This is a genomic window from Herbaspirillum sp. 3R11 (assembly GCF_004563925.1).
Classification (GTDB): Bacteria; Pseudomonadota; Gammaproteobacteria; order Burkholderiales; family Burkholderiaceae_D; genus Herbaspirillum.
This window is the reverse complement of the sequence record NZ_SPNJ01000002.1, coordinates 260,801-277,932: the sequence shown is the minus strand read 5'-3', so window position 1 is coordinate 277,932 and position 17,132 is coordinate 260,801. Positions and strand designations below refer to the sequence as shown.

Sequence of the window (17,132 nt, the reverse complement as noted above, 5' to 3'; positions counted from 1 at the left end):
CGTGTAAAATGGACGCTTTTGCCCGAACGCCATGTGGTTTAAGAACCTTCAGATTTATCGCCTTCCGGCCCCTTGGGCCATCAGCGCCGACCAGCTCGAATCCAATCTCGCTCCGCAGGCGTTCGCCGCCTGCTCCAGCCTGGAAATGCAGTCGCAGGGCTGGGTTTCGCCGCGCGGCAACGAGCGCCTGGTGCATGTCGTCAACCGCCAGTTCCTGCTCAAGCTGGATACCGAAAAGAAACTGCTGCCGAGCACCGTGATCAATCAGGTGACCAAGGCGCGCGCTGCCGAGTTGGAAGAACAACAAGGTTTTGCGCCCGGCCGCAAGCAGACCAAGGAATTGAAAGAGCAAGTCACCGACGAGTTGCTGCCGCGCGCCTTCAGCATCGTGCGCAGCACCTGGACCTGGATCGACCCGGTCAATGGCTGGCTGATCGTCGATGCCGGTAGCCCCGGCAAGGCCGAAGAAGTGTTGAAGCTGCTGCTCAAGGCGATCCCAAAATTCCCGCTGGAAACGCTGCGCACCGTGCGCTCGCCCTTGTCGTCGATGACCGACTGGCTGGCCTCGGACGAAGCGCCGAGCGGCTTCACCGTCGATCAGGACACCGAATTGCGCGCCAGCGGCGACAGCAAGGCGACCGTGCGATTCGTGCGCCACACGCTGGAACCCGAAGACGTGCAGCGCCACATCGAATCGGGCAAGCAATGCACGCGCCTGGCGCTGACCTGGAACGACCGCGTGTCGTTCGTGCTGACCGAAAACCTGAGCGTGAAGAAGATCACGCCGCTGGACGTATTGAAGGAAGACAGCGACGTCACGTCGAAGAACGACGACGAACGCTTTGACGGCGACTTCATGCTGATGACCGGCGAAGTCAGCAAGATGCTGGCCGATCTGGTCGAGGCATTGGGTGGACAATTGCGCGAGAACGACGGTACTGCGGCATTGGCTGCTGCGGCCTGATTCATCTCTGCCAACGGACAACGCCGGGCGATCGCAAGATCGGCCCGGCGTTTTTCATTGTGCCCCGAGAATTTCCAGGCTATTGCACGACACGTTTTTTCTTCGGCGTAACCAGTACCGCATCAAGCGCCTTCATGGCGTGGCAAATAGTTCCGGCCAGACGGTCGCTGCTGACGCCGTCGCGCGCGCTCAGCGACAGGCCGTGCAGGACGGCGGTGTAGAAATCGGCCAGGCCGTCGATGTCGGCGTCGGCGCTCAATTCATTCTGCTCCTGCGCCTTGCGGAAGCGCTTGGCCAGCTCTTGCCGCTTCTTCTGGCGACGCACCGTCATTTCTTCGGCATGGGCGGCATTTTCGGGGGCGCAATTGATGGCCGAGACGACCACCATGCAGCCCTTGCCATTGGCCGGGTCGGCATACAGCGCGACGCTGGTTTGCAACATGTTGTGCAAATCCTCGCGCATGCCCTTGCCTTCTTTCAGCGCATTCATCGGACCGATGGCGGTGGTTGCCGAATAGAAATCGATGGCTTCGCGGAACAGCGCGTTCTTGTCGCCGAACGCGGCGTACAGGCTCGGCGCCTTGACGCCGATGGCGGCCGTCAGGTCGGCCATGGTGGTGCCTTCGTAACCCTTGTTCCAAAAAACCTGCATTGCCAGGCGTAGCGCTTCGTCTCGGTCGAAACTGCGCGGCCGCCCTCTTGTTTGCTGCATGGGAATTCTCCTTTTTTACAACGACTGCGTTGGATATCAGTGTTCAGTGTAGCTTAATATAACTTGAATTACAAAAATACCTTGACAACAATTTCGACCAAAACCTATTATGTAACACGCATTACATAAATACAGACTATGATGATGCGCAGGCTTTCCATCCTCGCAATTGTCTTGCAGGAAAGAATGCCGCCAGGCGAACCAGGGAAGGATTGAAGGCTGGATTTTTAGCCAGCATCAGTCAACCACGGCGAACAGCATAGGATGCCAAAATATGCGCATAATGTGACTCCGCCGCGATTGCTTTCTGCCGGTTCCATCCAACGATGCAACGAAAAGGAAAATGTCATGACACGCAAGACCCGTATAGAACATTACCGGAACATTGGTATCAGTGCGCACATCGATGCCGGTAAAACTACCACCACCGAGCGCATCCTGTTTTATACCGGCGTCAATCACAAGATTGGCGAAGTGCATGACGGCGCTGCGACCATGGACTGGATGGAGCAGGAGCAGGAACGCGGCATCACCATCACGTCGGCCGCCACCACCGCCTTCTGGAAAGGCATGGCCGGCAATTATCCGGAACACCGCATCAACATCATCGACACGCCGGGCCACGTCGACTTCACCATCGAAGTCGAACGCTCGATGCGCGTGCTCGACGGCGCGGTCATGGTGTACGACTCGGTCGGTGGCGTGCAGCCGCAGTCCGAAACCGTGTGGCGCCAGGCGAACAAATATGGCGTCCCGCGCATGGCCTTCGTCAACAAGATGGATCGCGTCGGTGCGGACTTTTTCCGCGTGCAGAAACAGATCGGCGACCGCCTGAAAGGCAACGCCGTGCCGATTCAGATTCCTATCGGTGCGGAAGATCATTTCCAGGGCGTGATCGACCTGGTCAAGATGAAGGCGATCATCTGGGATGAGGAAAGCCAGGGCGTGAAGTTCGAGTACCAGCCGATCCCGGTCGAGCTGGAAGAGACTGCGCGCGAATGGCACGACAAGATGATCGAACAGGCGGCCGAAGCCAATGAACAGTTGCTGGAGAAATACCTCAGCGGCACGCCCTTGACCGAAGAAGACATCAAGCACGGCCTGCGCCTGCGCACCATCGCCGGCGAGATCGTGCCGATGCTGGCCGGTAGCGCGTTCAAGAACAAGGGCGTGCAGGCCATGCTCGACGCCGTGATCGATTACCTGCCGTCGCCGATCGACGTGCCGGCGATCAAGGGTCACGATGAAGACGACAATGAGATTGAACGCCACCCTTCCGACGACGAAAAATTCTCGGCGCTGGCATTCAAGATCATGACCGACCCGTTCGTCGGCCAGTTGGTTTTCTTCCGTGCGTATTCGGGCATGATCAATTCGGGCGACACGGTCTATAACCCGATCAAGGGCAAGAAGGAACGCCTGGGCCGCATCCTGCAAATGCATGCGAACGAGCGCAAGGAAATCAAGGAAGTGTATGCGGGCGACATCGCAGCTGCAGTCGGGCTGAAGGACGTCACCACCGGCGACACGCTGTCCGATCCGGATCACGTGATCATCCTGGAACGCATGGTCTTCCCTGAGCCGGTGATTTCGCAGGCGGTGGAACCGAAGACCAAGGCCGACCAGGAGAAGATGGGCATTGCCCTGAACCGACTGGCGCAGGAAGATCCGTCGTTCCGCGTGCGCACCGATGAAGAGTCGGGCCAGACCATCATTTCCGGCATGGGCGAGCTGCATCTGGAAATCCTGGTCGATCGCATGAAGCGCGAGTTCAACGTCGAAGCTACCGTCGGCAAGCCGCAGGTGGCCTACCGCGAAGCGATTCGCAAGACGATTGAAGATGTCGAAGGCAAATTCGTCAAGCAATCCGGCGGACGCGGCCAGTACGGCCATGTGGTGCTGAAGCTGGAACCGCTGCCGCCCGGCACGGGCTACGAGTTCGTCGACGCCATCAAGGGCGGCGTGGTGCCGCGCGAGTTCATTCCGGCGGTCGACAAGGGTATCCAGGAAACACTGGGCAGCGGCGTGCTGGCCGGTTATCCGGTGGTCGATATCCGCGCGACGCTGACCTTCGGCTCTTACCATGACGTCGACTCGAACGAAAATGCATTCCGCATGGCCGGTTCGATGGCGTTCAAGGAAGGCATGCGCCGGGCCAGCCCGGTGCTGCTGGAGCCGATGATGGCGGTCGAGGTGGAAACGCCGGAAGACTACGCCGGCAGCGTCATGGGCGATTTGTCGTCACGGCGCGGCATGGTGCAGGGCATGGATGAAATCGCCGGTGGCGGCGGCAAGATCATCAAGGCCGAAGTGCCGCTGTCGGAGATGTTCGGGTACTCGACGTCATTGCGTTCGGCGACGCAGGGGCGCGCTACTTATACGATGGAGTTCAAGCATTATGCCGAGGCGCCGCGGCATGTGATTGAGCAGTTGAGTACGGAGAGGAAGGGGAAGTGAGTTTCCTTTAATCGCTAATCTTTCTTAGCTCTTTGTACGACGCAAAAGCCCCGCTTGGTTTGCACCAAGCGGGGCTTTTGCTTTTGTGGGGCATTGGGGCTCGCCCACGTTCCGCGGGCCGCCGATTCGCTTGCAAGCGAATCCCTTCTCGCCCCGCCGAGAGCCGCGCAGGCGGCTCTCTCCGCTCCGCTAGTTCGTTTTCCCTTCGGGAAAAAAGTGACGGCACAAACAAAAATGCCTGCTTAGTTTGCACTAAGCAGGCATTTGTGTTTTGGCGGAGCGGACGGGGCTCGAACCCGCGACCCCCGGCGTGACAGGCCGGTATTCTAACCAACTGAACTACCACTCCAGATCTGGTTTTCAGTCTCGCTGAAAGACCGCAATTATAGCGGAGCTTTTCCAGGAATTCCAGTACTTTTCTACAAATTAGCCCTGAAATTTACCTTCAAACGCCAATTTGCTCAGCGGCTCGCGCGGAGACGGCAGTTCGCGGGCTTGCAGGCCTTCCGGCAGGATCGATTTGTCGCCGATTTTGCCGATCGCAACTGCAGCTTCAATGGCGAAGTCAGCGGGAATGCCCAGCTCGGTGCGGGTTTTTTCCTTGTCGAAACCTGCCATGCCGTGTGCGTGCCAGCCCGACAGGCTCGCTTGCAATGCCAGGTAGGCCCAGGCCGAACCGGCGTCGAAGGAATGCGTCGGCGCAGGGCCCGGCGCAGCGGCGCCAGGCGGCGTGAAGGTAGTCTTGGACAGCACGATGATCAGCACCGAGGCCTTCTCCGCCCAGCTGCGGTTGAAGTCGTTGAGCAGGCCCAGCAGGCTGTCCCATTGCGGCGTACCGCGACGCGCGTAGACGAAGCGCCATGGCTGCGAATTGTAGGATGACGGCGCCCAGCGTGCGGCTTCGAGGAAACTCAGCACGGTTTCTTCGGAGATGTCGGCGCCGGTGTAGGCGCGCGGCGACCAGCGATTCAGGAATTGTGGATCGATGGGATGATCGGCAACGCGTGGGTTGGTTTGCGACATGAAGACTCCTGAAAAATGGGAAAGATGCCCTGCTGCGACATCGGGCAGAGGGGCATCTTAGCAGTTGTTTTCCCGCTCTGCAGGCGGCGTAAAAAAGTACGTCGGCATAGCGCCGGTTTGCATTTCTCAACAGACAAACGAGGCGCGAAAACAGGTCCGGACGTGTGCAGAACGACACATTGATGTGTCGCAAAACCGCCACCGTATTGCGCCGGCAAACCACCGTGCTACCATTCCCACACAAAAATGAGATGGAGACAAACGATGAACATACTCAGAGAAGCCGAACGCGAAGTCTGGGTCGATGGAACGATTTACCAGTTCAAATCGAAAGTGGAAGCCAGCGGCTTCGAAGACATGTGCCGCGCCATCGGCAAGCTGCACAACGCGCTGCAGCTGTATCCACCGGCGGCCATCCTGCAGACTGCGCCGCACGATCGCTCCGAAGAAGTCTGACGCGACACCTTCCCGCTGTTGGCGTCGCCCAGAAAAAAACCCGCGGCCTTGCGGCACGCGGGTTAAATCCAATCCTCAGGGGGGTGATGAATTGGAGGGGAGGGAGTGCTCAAGATAACGTCCCCTTCCCTGTCCACCTATGGTTTTTACACCCTGTAACACTCGTTACAGGATTGTGTTCGCATACTTCTCCGCAGGTCGTTTCCGGTTACTTCCCGATACAGAAACGCGAGAAGATCACACCGAGCAAATCGTCCGGCGTGAACTTGCCGGTGATGCTGCTTAAACGCTCCTGCGCCAGGCGCAATTCTTCCGCGAACAAATCCAATGACTTGTCGCTGGCCTGGTTGTCGACCGAGGCGTGCATGGCGGCGCTTTCCAGATAGTCGCGCGCCGCCTTCAGGGCGATCAGGTGGCGTTCACGCGCGAGGTAGCGTGATTCCACAGTCTGCTGCCAGCCGGCGATGCGCAGCAACTCGCCGCGCAGCAGGTCGATGCCGACCTGATCGGTGGCCGACAGATAAATGTGCGTGGCGTCCGTCATCTTGTCGACTGCCGGCTTGTGGCCGGAGCGGTCGATCTTGTTCCAGATGCGGATGACCGGCACGCCGTCGGGGAAACGCTCGGTGATCTTTTCATCTTCCAGTGTCGGACCGCGGTCGGCGTCGAGCATGTGCAGGATGACGTCGGCCTTGGCGACTTCACCCCAGGTGCGTTCGATGCCGATGCGCTCGACTTCGTCGGGACCGCTGCCATCTTCATCGGCTTCGCGTATGCCGGCTGTGTCGATGATGTTGAGCGGCATGCCTTCGATCTGGATGGTCTCGGTGACCTTGTCGCGCGTGGTGCCGGCAATCGGCGTGACGATGGCGACGTCGGAGCCGGCCAGGACATTCAGCAGCGACGACTTGCCGACGTTGGGCTTGCCGGCCAGGACGACGTTGAGGCCGTCGCGCAGCAGCGCGCCTTGCGAGGCGTGCATGAAGACGTCGTCGAGCGTGGCGCGGATTGCCGCGAGCTGGCCGCGCGCGTCGGATTGCTCAAGGAAGTCGATTTCTTCTTCCGGGAAATCCAGCGTTGCCTCGACCAGCATGCGCAGGTTGGTGACTTTGTTCACCAGATCGTGGATGACTTTGGAGAACGCGCCCGACAGCGATTCCGAGGCCGACTTGGCGGCTGCCTCCGTCGATGCTTCGATCAGGTCGGCGACCGCTTCGGCCTGCGCCAGGTCGAGCTTGTCGTTGAGGAAGGCGCGCTGGGTGAACTCACCCGGTTCGGCCAGGCGCAGGCCGATGTCGATGCCCGCTTCAAGGCAGCGCGCCAGCAGCATTTGCATGACCACCGGGCCGCCGTGGCCTTGCAGCTCCAGCACATCTTCGCCGGTATAGGAATGCGGCGCCTTGAAGTAGATCGCCAGGCCCTGGTCGATCAGGCTGCCGTCGGCACGTTTGAACGGCAGGTAGCTGGCGTGGCGTGGCGCCAGCGTGCTTTCATCCTTGCCGCAGATGGCCTGCACCACCGGCCACAGATTTTTACCGGAGAGACGGACCACGCCGATGCCACCGCGTCCGGGGGCGGTGGCGATCGCGGCGATGGGAGAAGTATCGAGAGTCATGATGCGCACTACTTTTCAAAAAATAGGAAAACAGGGACGAAAAAAAAGCCCGTGAAAATCATGCCACGGGCTTTTTCGACTAACAAGTGACTTACAAGCAGGTCGTTAAGCCTTGCCTGTCTGCATCTTTCTGGTGATGACCCATTGCTGCGTGATCGACAGGACGTTGTTCACGACCCAGTACAGCACGAGGCCGGACGGGAAGAAGAAGAACATCACCGAGAACACGATAGGCATGAACATCATGACCTTGGCCTGCACCGGATCCGGAGGAGTCGGGTTGAGCTTGGTCTGGATGAACATCGACACCGCCATCAGCACCGGCAAGATGTAGAACGGGTCAGGTGCGGTCAGATCGTGGATCCAGCCCAGCCATGGCGCGCCGCGCATTTCGACGCTGGCCAGCAGCACCCAGTACAGCGAAATGAACACCGGGATCTGGATCACGATCGGCAGACAGCCACCCAGCGGATTGATCTTCTCGGTCTTGTACAGCGACATCATTTCGCGGTTCATCGCCTGCGGATCACCCTTGTGACGCTCGCGGATCGCGGTCATCTTCGGCGTGACGGCCTTCATCTTGGCCATGCTGCGATAGCTGGCGGCCGACAGTGGGAAGAACACCGCCTTGATCAGCATGGTCAGCAGGATGATGGTCCAGCCCCAGTTGCCGACGTAGGCATGGATATGGATCATCAGCCAGAAGATCGGCTTGGCGATGATGGTCAGCCAGCCATAGTCCTTGACCAGTTCCAGGCCCGGTGTGGTCTTTTCCAGCACGGACGATTCTTGCGGACCGGAGTACAGGCGCGCGTCCATGGTGACGCTGGCGCCCGGAGCAACCGCGCCCAGCGGCAGGATGTTGCCGACGGCGTACAGGTTGGTGCCGATCTTCTTGGTGAAGATGTCGCGCTGCGCTTTTTCAGGCGGAATGATGGCCGACACGAAATAGTGCTGCACCAGCGCGATCCAGCCGTTGTCGGCCTTGTTGGCGTGCTGTTCCTTGCCTTCTTCGATCTTCTCGAAGGTCAGCTTCTGGAATTTGTCGGTATCGGTGTACACGGCAGGACCGGTAAAGGTGCTGTAGAAGTGCGATTCGCCGCCCGGCTTGTTGCCGTCGCGCACCAGTTGCAGGTACAGCGAAGGATTGATCGCTGCGGCGCTGTCATTGGTGACGGTGTGCTTCAGGTCGATCGAATAGTCGCCGCGCTTGAAGGTGTAGGTCTTGGTCAGCTTGACGCCGTTTTCCTGCGCTTCCAGCACCAGTTGGACTTCGTTGCCGTTGTCCAGCGCGCGTGCGCCCGGCTTGGCGGTGAAGATCGACTTGTGGGTCGGGAACGGGCCGCCGATCAGGCCGGATTCAGCCAGATAGGTGTGGCCGGCGCTCGAATCGAACAGGACCAGGTTCTTGGTCGGGTCGACGGTGTCGCGGTGTTTCAGCAGTTCCAGACGCTTGAGCTCGCCGCCGACGGTATCGATGTCGGCTTTGACGACGTCGGTCGTGATGGTGATGGTCTCACCCTTGGCGGCAGGCAAGCCGCCTGCAACGTCGGCTGCACCTGCAGTCGTGCCTGCAGCTTGCGGCACGGAAGACTTGGACGGGTCAGCGCCGGCGGCAGCCGGAGTCGCCTCTTGGGTCGTCGTCGGGAAAAACATCGACGGCTTGCCGTTATGACGTTGCCAGCTATCCCAGAGCAGCAGCAGGGAAAACGAGAAGACAACCCACAGGACGGTACGTTTGATATCCATAAGAGTATTGACCAATAAATCAGGAGTGGCTGCAGCCGCCAGCGGCAACAGTGGGAGAGGAGGAATCTGATGTGGAGGACTCAGGTACCGGATCGAGTCCGCCGGGATGCCAGGGATGGCATTTGCACAGGCGCTTGCCGGCCAAGACGCTGCCCTTCCATGCGCCGTGGAGGCGGATGGCTTCGGCGGCGTAGTCGGAACAGCTGGGATAAAAACGGCAATTCTGCCCGAGATAAGGGCTGACTCCCAGCTTGTAGGCGCGTAACAGCAGGAGTAAAGGCGTTTTCATCACGTATTTTCCGGCTTCCTGGCAAACGCGGTCGCGTTCAGCAAAAATGCAAACAACTGTGACAACTCGTCGCGCAATTCCGCTTTGAGTCTGGCGTTGGTCGCCGGTCCGCTCTTGCTGTTGACCGGTTTCGACAAACGCACGATGCAATCTATCTGGGGCAATGCCAATGCCGTTTGCCGGAACAATTCGCGGGTAACGCGCTTGATCGTGTTCCGGGTGACCGCGCGCGGCGCCATGCGTTTGGCGGCGACGACACCCAGACGCGCTAGCGGCAGGTCGTTGTTGCGCGCGTACAGGACGAAATGGGCAGTCCGATACACCGGTCGCAAACGAAAAACGGATGAAAACTCATCCGTTTTAACGATTCGCTGATCGCGTGAGTAGAGATAGGAACGATCGCCTGTCACACAAACAGCAGTGCTCTGCGCCGGCTATGTATCAAGCAGCCAGACGCTTGCGGCCTTTTGAGCGGCGTGCGTTGATGACAGCGCGGCCACCACGGGTTGCCATACGGGCACGGAAACCATGGGTACGCTTGCGACGCACGACGGAAGGTTGGTAGGTACGTTTCATGTTGGACTCGCTTACTTAATCAATAATCGGCAAAAATACATCGGAATCTCCGCGGAATTTCTGTTTTCTGCGCGTGCCTCTTCTTGTAGATCAGAGAGGCATTTAAGAGCCGAAACCGCAAGGCCACAGCACGAACGCAATTCAACGGATGGTGAACCCTGAATTAGACTGCATTTTTCACTTGTTTGTCAATGACTTATCTACTCCGGGCTTTCTCGGCAGATGGCTTGCGAACGCCCTCGGGACGGGGTCGGGGGCGTTTTCCCCAGCAAGTTCATCGAGGCCATCTATCAAAAAGATCGCAAAGCTTGCTGGAAAGCTATCGAGTTAGGCGTTGCGAAGTGGTCACATGGTAAAAAAGCAACGTTTCAGGCATGCAATTGAAAAAAGATTTCGGCGCCATTTTGGCCGATACCGCATCGGCTCCTATTTCCATCCTGTCGATGGGGTATTTCCCGGCATCAAACTTGCACTGCCTCTTGCGACGGTTTTCGATGCTAAAAAATGCGCGCCGGGCGATGTCCGCCGACCTCATCCGACAAGCGCGCAAAGCCTGCCCCGATTCGCTTGCAAGGCCGCACGCCTGAATTACGTAACAAGGTCAACCGCAGATGACGCTCAACCATTTAATGAACAGGGGAATAGCAAAAACTACGGCGCACAATTTCGATGCTTTTGCATATCGAAAAGCTGGCTCCGAAAACGGCAGTTGTTTTCGACTACGGGAAAATCATTTAGCAGTACGCTGAAACAAAAGCAGCACAATGACTTCAGAAAAAAAGGAATAGAATAAAAACGAAAATTTTGTTTTCCGGTCCAAGTTCATAAGGACGCGTGCAGCTTCACTGCGTTGCAAAACGCATGGCGAACGCATTGAAAATTTCAATGCCGCGCATGATCGTAAAGCCTGCTGAAAGTGGTCAGGAGCTGACGCTCAGGAAACCGCGGTCGATAACTCTAAAAACATAACGCACGTATTCAATTTGTTGTCTCATTGAAGTTACGGAGGTGGTATGGATATCTACAGCAGCTTTGCGAGTCGCTTTGACAAAACCAGAGAAGAAGAATTTTCGCTTGAAGAGTATCTGAGTCTTTGCAAGAACGATCCGGCTGTGTACGCATCGGCCGCAGAACGCATGCTGATGGCGATCGGCGAACCTGAGAAAGTCGACACACGCGAAGACCCCCGCTTGTCGCGCCTGTTCGCCAACAAGGTGATCAAGGTCTATCCCGCCTTCAAGGAATTCTACGGCGCGGAAGAAGTGATTGAACAGGTGGTCGCCTATTTCCGCCATGCCTCGCAAGGCCTGGAAGAAAAGAAGCAGATCCTGTATCTGCTGGGCCCGGTCGGCGGCGGCAAGTCGTCGATCGCCGAGCGCCTCAAACAGCTCATGGAGCACATCCCCTTCTATTCGATCAAAGGTTCGCCGGTCAATGAATCGCCGTTCGGCCTGTTCGATTACGAAGAAGACGGACAGATCCTCGAAGAGCAGTTCGGCATCCCGCGCCGCTACCTCAAATCCATCCTGAGCCCGTGGGCCGTCAAGCGCCTGCATGAATTCAACGGCGACATCCGCCAGTTCCGCGTGGTCAAGCGCTATCCGTCGATCCTGCGCCAGATCGCGATTTCCAAGACCGAGCCGGGCGACGAAAACAATCAGGACATTTCCACGCTGGTCGGCAAGGTCGACATCCGCAAGCTCGAGCAATACTCGCAGGACGATGCCGACGCCTATAGCTATTCCGGCGGGCTGTGCCTGTCGAACCAGGGCCTGCTGGAGTTCGTCGAAATGTTCAAGGCGCCGATCAAGGTGCTGCATCCGCTGCTGACGGCAACCCAGGAAGGCAACTTCAAGGGCACCGAAGGCTTCGGCGCGATTCCGTTCGACGGCGTCATCCTGGCCCACTCCAACGAATCGGAGTGGAAGGCCTTCCGCAACAACAAGAACAACGAAGCGCTGCTTGATCGTATCTATATCGTCAAGGTGCCGTACTGCCTGCGCGTGTCGGAAGAAATCCGCATCTACGAGAAGCTGCTGCGCACCTCCTCGCTGGCCAAGGCCATTTGCGCGCCGGGTACGCTGAAGATGATGGCGCAGTTCTCCATCCTCACCCGTCTGGGCGAGCCGGAAAACTCCAGCCTGATTTCCAAGATGCAGGTGTATGACGGCGAGAATCTCAAAGACACCGATCCCAAAGCCAAGTCGTATCAGGAATACCGCGATTACGCCGGCGTTGACGAAGGCATGACCGGCATCTCGACACGTTTCGCGTTCAAGATCCTGTCGCGCGTGTTCAACTTCGACACCACCGAGATCGCGGCCAATCCGGTGCACCTGATGTACATCTTGGAGCAGCAGATCGAGCGCGAGCAGTTCCCGCCAGAGCAGGAGCAAAAATACCTGTCCTTCGTCAAGGACACGCTGGCCTCGCGCTATGCAGAGTTCATCGGCAAGGAAATCCAGACCGCCTATCTGGAGTCGTATTCGGAATACGGCCAGAACGTGTTCGACCGCTACGTCACCTATGCCGACTTCTGGATCCAGGATCAGGAATTCCGCGATCACGACACCGGCGAGAGCTTCGACCGCGCCTCCCTGAACGCAGAGCTGGAAAAGATCGAGAAGCCGGCCGGCATCAGCAATCCGAAAGACTTCCGCAACGAGATCGTCAACTTCGTGCTGCGTGCACGCGTCAACAACGGCGGCAAGAACCCGCTGTGGACCAGTTACGAAAAGCTGCGCGTGGTGATCGAGAAGAAGATGTTCTCCAACACCGAGGATCTGTTGCCGGTGATTTCCTTCAACGCCAAGGGTTCGACCGAAGAGATGCAGAAACACGAAGACTTCGTCAATCGCATGGTCAGCAAGGGTTACACGCCGAAGCAGGTGCGCTTGCTGTGCGAATGGTATTTGCGCGTACGCAAATCCTCTTGAACCAGGGAAGCGGGTTGCCGATGACAGAACGCGTCAATGAATAGCAACCCGTCTTTGGACCTGTTTTCGATCCAAGCGCGAGACCAACAGCCGGTGTCGGATCAAGGGCTCGCAGCGAGATCCAAAGCAGGTCCCCACTAGCGGGAGAAGCACTTGCTCCACCAGATCATCGACCGTAGGCTAGCTGGCAAGAATAAAAGCATCGCCAACCGGGAGCGTTTCCTCAGGCGCTTTCGCAGCGATATCCGGCGTTCCGTTACCGAAGCAGTAAGGGATCGCAGCATCAAGGACATCGAAAGTTCGAAAAGCATCACCATTCCGCGCAAGGATATTTCCGAACCGGCCTTCCACCACGGCCGCGGCGGCAAGCGTGAGATCGTGCATCCCGGCAATCAGGATTATCTGCAGGGTGACCGCATCCCGCGTCGCAGCGGCGGTTCCGGCGATGGCGGCAGCACCGCCAGCAATGAAGGCGAGAGCCAGGACGAGTTCACCTTCGAGTTGTCGCGCGAAGAATTCATGCAGTATTTCTTCGAAGACCTGGAGTTGCCGCGCCTGATCCAGACCAACCTGATGTCAATCCCCAACTGGAAGAACATGCGCGCCGGCTATTCGGTCGACGGTTCGCCCGCCAACATCGACATCGTGCGTTCACTGCGCAGCTCGCTGGGTCGGCGCATCGCGCTGGGCGGGCCGCTGACTGCCAAGCTGCGCGAGCTGGAAGAACAATTGTGCGACCTCAAGAAGGATCCAGACGACCGGCGCCCGGAAATCCTGTTGCTGGAAGAAGAGATCCATCATCTCAAGGGCCGCATCTGGCGCATCCCCTTCATCGATCCGTTCGACCTGCGCTACGTCAACCGCGTGCGCCAGCCGCAGCCGTCGAGCCGCGCCGTAATGTTTTGCGTGATGGACGTATCCGGGTCGATGGACGAGCAGCGCAAGGATTTGTCGAAGCGCTTCTTCATCCTCTTGTATCTATTTTTGACGCGCAATTACGAACACATCGAAGTGGTCTTCATCCGCCATCACACGCGCGCCGATGAAGTCGATGAAGAGACCTTCTTCCACTCGCAGGAAAGCGGTGGCACGGTGGTCTCCAGCGCGCTGGAACTGATGCAGGACATCATCAGGACACGCTATCCGTCGAGCGAATGGAACATCTACGGCGCCCAGGCCTCCGACGGCGACAACTGGAACGACGACTCGCCGAAATGCCGCAGCATCCTGGAGGAAGCGATTCTGCCGATGTGCCGTTACTTCGCCTATATCCAGGTGGCCGAGCCGGAACAGAACCTGTGGACGGAATATACGCAGCTGCTGCACGAGCATCCGCACTTTGCGATGAAGAAGGTGCAGTCCTCGTCCGAGATCTACCCGGTCTTCCGCGAACTTTTTGAAAAGCAGGTCCATGCATGAATACGCGACTGAACACGCCGCCTGTGCCGCCGACTGCGCCGCCCAAACATGATCCCCTGCCCTGCCCGTCGGATTGGAGCTTCGAGCTGATCGAACGCTACAACGAGGAAATCGCCAAGGTGGCGGCGAGCTACAAGCTGGATATCTATCCGATCCAGCTCGAAATCATTTCCGCCGAGCAGATGATGGACGCCTATGCCTCCTCGGGCATGCCGGTCAATTATCGCCACTGGTCGTTCGGCAAGCATTTCCTCGCCACCGAGCGCGACTACAAGCGCGGCCAGATGGGGCTGGCGTACGAGATCGTGATCAACTCCAACCCTTGCATCGCGTATCTGATGGAAGAGAACACCATGACCATGCAGGCGCTGGTGGTGGCGCATGCGGCGTATGGGCACAACTCCTTCTTCAAGGGCAACTACCTGTTCCAGCTGTGGACCGACGCCAGCGCCATCATCGACTATCTGGTCTACGCCAAAGGTTACATCGCCGAATGTGAAGAGCGCCACGGCTTCGATCGTGTGGAAGAGCTTCTCGATTCCTGCCACGCGCTGATGAACTACGGCGTTGATCGCTACAAACGCCCGCAACGCATGTCGCTGGCGCAGGAACGCGCGCAGCAGAGTGAGCGCGAAGCCTATGCGCAATCCCAGGTCAACGAATTGTGGCGCACCCTGCCGGCGAAAAAGGAAACCGCGGCGGCACAGGTGGATGAGCGCTTCCCACCGGAACCACAAGAAAACCTGCTGTATTTCGCCGAAAAGAATGCGCCGCTGCTGGAGTCGTGGGAACGCGAAGTCATCCGCATCGTACGCAAGGTCGGACAGTATTTTTATCCGCAGCGGCAGACCCAGGTCATGAATGAAGGCTGGGCCACGTTCTGGCACTACACACTGCTCAACACCATGTACGACCAGGGCAAGCTGACCGACAGCTTCATGATGGAATTCCTGCATTCACACAGCAACGTGGTGTTCCAGCCGCCGATCACCAAGCCGTATTACAACGGCATCAATCCGTACGCGCTGGGTTTCTCGATGATGAGCGATATCCGCCGCATCTGCGAACACCCGACCGCCGAAGACAAGCAATGGTTTCCCGACATGGCCGGCAGCAACTGGCTGGACACACTGCACTACGTGATGCGCAACTTCAAGGACGAGAGCTTCGTCGCGCAATACCTGTCACCGAAGCTGATGCGCGACATGCGCATGTTCGCCGTACTCGACGATGAAAGCCGCAGCGAGCTGGAAGTCTCGGCCATCCACAACGACAGCGGCTATCAGTACGTGCGCCAGGCGTTGTCGCGGCAGTACGACATCAACCACCGCGAACCGAATATCCAGGTCTGGTCGGTCAACACGCGCGGCAACCGCAGCCTGACCTTGCGCCACTTCCGCAGCGACGGCCGATCGCTGGGCGACAGCACCAACGAAGTCCTGCGCCACATGGCGCGGCTGTGGCAATTCGACGTCTACCTGGAAAGCGTCGACGACAACGGCTACATCGTGCAGCGCTATGAGTGCATCAGCGACAATCGTTACGTTTTGCGCACTTAGAGCGGCGCTCTTAGGAAATTACAAAGCATCACCTCACTATATGGAAACCATCCCGCTTTTCCCGCTAGGCTCGGCGCTGTTTCCGGACGGCCGCCTGCCCTTGCAGATCTTCGAAGTCCGTTATCTGGACATGATCAACAAATGCATCGCCAACGGCACTTCGTTCGGTGTGGTCGCGCTGACGGCCGGCAACGAAGTGCGCAAACCCGGCCTGGTCGAGAGCTTCGTGCCGGTCGGCACGCTGGCGCATATCAAGGAGTGGTCGGCGCCGGTGCAGGGATTGCTGCGTATCTCTTGCAACGGGACGTCGCGCTTCCGCATCGCCGCCAAGGAGCAGCTGAAGCACGGGCTGTGGATGGCGCAGGTAGAGCCGCTCGAGAACGATCAGAGCGTTGCGATTCCCGAAGAGTTGCAGAACACCGTCACCGCGCTGATGAATTTGCTGGCGTCGCTGAAGAACCATTCCATACCGGAAAGCGACATCCCGGTGGCGGCCCCCTATCGCCTCGACGATTGCGGCTGGGTCGCCAACCGCTGGAGCGAAATGCTGCCGATGAGCGTGGAGCAGAAGCAAGGCCTGCTGGCGCTCGACAACCCCGTGCTGCGGCTGGAACTGGTGCAGGACCTGCTCGGCGAGCGCGGCCTGCTCCATTGAACATTGTTACGGCGGCAACATCCCCGTCTCCACCAGCAAACCGGTGAATCCCGACCAAAAAATCTGGATGCCGATGCACAGCAGGATGAACGCTGACAGCCGCAACACCACCATGGTGCCGAGACGACCGAGCAGGCTGACGATCTTGTTGGCCGAGCGGTAGCACAGGTAAATCACCAGCACCGTCAGCGCCGAGCCCAGCGCCGCGCTGCCGATCGACATGACCCAATCCACCAACCGCGCCGGCGTATTCGCGCCGAGCGTGATCGACGCCGCAATCGTGCCGGGACCGACGGTGAGCGGGAAGCTGATCGGATAGAAGCTGCGCGCCTTCAATTCTTCGTTCGATTCGTCGTCGTAGGCCTTGGCCACCTGCTTGGGAATCGCCGCGTCGTTGCCGCCGTCGCTGAGCAACTTCCAGCCCGACACTGCCACCAGGATGCCGCCGCCGATACGCACGATCGGCAGCGAAATGCCGAAGAATGCCAGCACGTGCGAGCCGATGAAGATTGCCCCCACCAGCAGGAACCAGCAATTGATCGCCACCTGGCGCGCCACGCGGTTTTCGATCTGGCGCGGCACGTCGCCAAGCAGGTTGGCGAACACCGGGGCGATGCCGAGCGGATTCAGGATAGGCAACAGCGTCACCGGGATCAATATCACGGCTTTGAGGAAAATGATCAGCATCTGGGGCCCAGGGAGAGCAAGAGAAAAGCAGGCGG

General features: G+C 58.5%; 16 protein-coding genes and 1 tRNA gene. 8 read left to right on the top strand and 9 right to left on the bottom strand.

The genetic code is table 11. The features are described 5' to 3' along the window. Positions 1-31 precede the first annotated feature (31 nt). Entirely contained in the window at positions 32-964 is a 933-nt protein-coding gene (locus E4P32_RS09480) for a recombination-associated protein RdgC (RefSeq protein ID WP_053195444.1), read from the top strand. A 79-nt stretch (positions 965-1,043) separates the two neighbouring features. Here the strand turns inward: E4P32_RS09480 and E4P32_RS09475 are convergent, their stop codons facing one another. Continuing rightward, positions 1,044-1,676: a TetR/AcrR family transcriptional regulator gene (locus E4P32_RS09475; RefSeq protein WP_116434431.1), complete on the bottom strand. Its 633-nt coding sequence runs from the start codon at positions 1,674-1,676 to the stop codon at positions 1,044-1,046. Positions 1,677-2,024: 348 nt separating this feature from the next. On the opposite strand from E4P32_RS09475, the gene fusA reads away from it, so the two are divergent. After that, positions 2,025-4,133, top strand: coding sequence for an elongation factor G (fusA, locus tag E4P32_RS09470; protein WP_116434432.1), 2,109 nt, complete (start codon positions 2,025-2,027; stop codon positions 4,131-4,133). Positions 4,134-4,405: 272 nt separating this feature from the next. On the opposite strand, the gene E4P32_RS09465 is transcribed toward fusA, so the two are convergent. Both E4P32_RS09465 and E4P32_RS09460 read right to left on the bottom strand, forming a co-directional pair. After that, positions 4,406-4,482 (bottom strand) — tRNA-Asp (locus tag E4P32_RS09465). Between the two features lie 77 nt (positions 4,483-4,559). Continuing rightward, complete coding sequence (locus E4P32_RS09460) at positions 4,560-5,156, bottom strand: nitroreductase family protein (RefSeq protein ID WP_116434433.1); 597 nt, start codon at positions 5,154-5,156, stop codon at positions 4,560-4,562. A gap of 264 nt (positions 5,157-5,420) precedes the next feature. Between E4P32_RS09460 and E4P32_RS09455 the strand changes: the two genes are divergently transcribed. Continuing rightward, on the top strand, positions 5,421-5,612 hold the full coding sequence (locus E4P32_RS09455; RefSeq protein WP_053195427.1) for a hypothetical protein: 192 nt from the start codon (positions 5,421-5,423) through the stop codon (positions 5,610-5,612). Between the two features lie 208 nt (positions 5,613-5,820). Here E4P32_RS09455 and mnmE read toward each other — a convergent pair whose 3' ends face one another. The 5 genes from mnmE to rpmH form a co-directional block, all read right to left on the bottom strand. Further along, entirely contained in the window at positions 5,821-7,227 is a 1,407-nt protein-coding gene (gene mnmE, locus E4P32_RS09450; RefSeq protein WP_116434654.1) for a tRNA uridine-5-carboxymethylaminomethyl(34) synthesis GTPase MnmE, read from the bottom strand. A gap of 105 nt (positions 7,228-7,332) precedes the next feature. Continuing rightward, a complete protein-coding gene (gene yidC, locus E4P32_RS09445; protein ID WP_116434434.1) occupies positions 7,333-8,976 on the bottom strand; it encodes a membrane protein insertase YidC in 1,644 nt (547 codons plus the stop codon). 19 nt (positions 8,977-8,995) lie between these two features. Continuing rightward, the gene (gene yidD, locus E4P32_RS09440; RefSeq protein WP_083457568.1) at positions 8,996-9,265 is read right to left on the bottom strand and encodes a membrane protein insertion efficiency factor YidD; all 270 of its coding nucleotides are present in this window, start codon (positions 9,263-9,265) and stop codon (positions 8,996-8,998) included. Continuing rightward, positions 9,265-9,675 carry a ribonuclease P protein component gene (rnpA, locus tag E4P32_RS09435; RefSeq protein WP_116434435.1) on the bottom strand — a complete coding sequence of 137 codons (411 nt, stop codon included), beginning with the start codon at positions 9,673-9,675 and terminating at the stop codon, positions 9,265-9,267. Before rnpA ends, yidD begins: the two co-directional genes overlap by 1 nt. Positions 9,676-9,706: 31 nt before the next feature. Continuing rightward, a complete protein-coding gene (rpmH, locus tag E4P32_RS09430) occupies positions 9,707-9,841 on the bottom strand; it encodes a 50S ribosomal protein L34 (RefSeq protein ID WP_116434436.1) in 135 nt (44 codons plus the stop codon). A 349-nt stretch (positions 9,842-10,190) separates the two neighbouring features. Between rpmH and E4P32_RS09425 the strand changes: the two genes are divergently transcribed. The 5 genes from E4P32_RS09425 to E4P32_RS09405 all read left to right on the top strand — a co-directional run bounded on the left by E4P32_RS09425 (position 10,191) and on the right by E4P32_RS09405 (position 16,410). Further along, positions 10,191-10,634: a hypothetical protein gene (locus E4P32_RS09425; RefSeq protein WP_135008729.1), complete on the top strand. Its 444-nt coding sequence runs from the start codon at positions 10,191-10,193 to the stop codon at positions 10,632-10,634. Positions 10,635-10,854: 220 nt separating this feature from the next. Continuing rightward, on the top strand, positions 10,855-12,777 hold the full coding sequence (locus E4P32_RS09420) for a PrkA family serine protein kinase (RefSeq protein ID WP_116434438.1): 1,923 nt from the start codon (positions 10,855-10,857) through the stop codon (positions 12,775-12,777). 153 nt (positions 12,778-12,930) lie between these two features. Next, positions 12,931-14,196: a YeaH/YhbH family protein gene (locus E4P32_RS09415; RefSeq protein ID WP_116434439.1), complete on the top strand. Its 1,266-nt coding sequence runs from the start codon at positions 12,931-12,933 to the stop codon at positions 14,194-14,196. After that, positions 14,193-15,755, top strand: a complete 1,563-nt coding sequence (locus E4P32_RS09410) for a SpoVR family protein (RefSeq protein WP_116434440.1) — start codon at positions 14,193-14,195, stop codon at positions 15,753-15,755. The genes E4P32_RS09415 and E4P32_RS09410 overlap by 4 nt, the downstream gene beginning before the upstream one ends. A gap of 40 nt (positions 15,756-15,795) precedes the next feature. Next, on the top strand, positions 15,796-16,410 hold the full coding sequence (locus E4P32_RS09405; RefSeq protein WP_116434441.1) for an LON peptidase substrate-binding domain-containing protein: 615 nt from the start codon (positions 15,796-15,798) through the stop codon (positions 16,408-16,410). A gap of 6 nt (positions 16,411-16,416) precedes the next feature. On the opposite strand, the gene E4P32_RS09400 is transcribed toward E4P32_RS09405, so the two are convergent. Further along, a complete protein-coding gene (locus E4P32_RS09400) occupies positions 16,417-17,097 on the bottom strand; it encodes a MarC family protein (RefSeq protein ID WP_116434442.1) in 681 nt (226 codons plus the stop codon). Between the last annotated feature and the right edge of the window lie 35 nt (positions 17,098-17,132).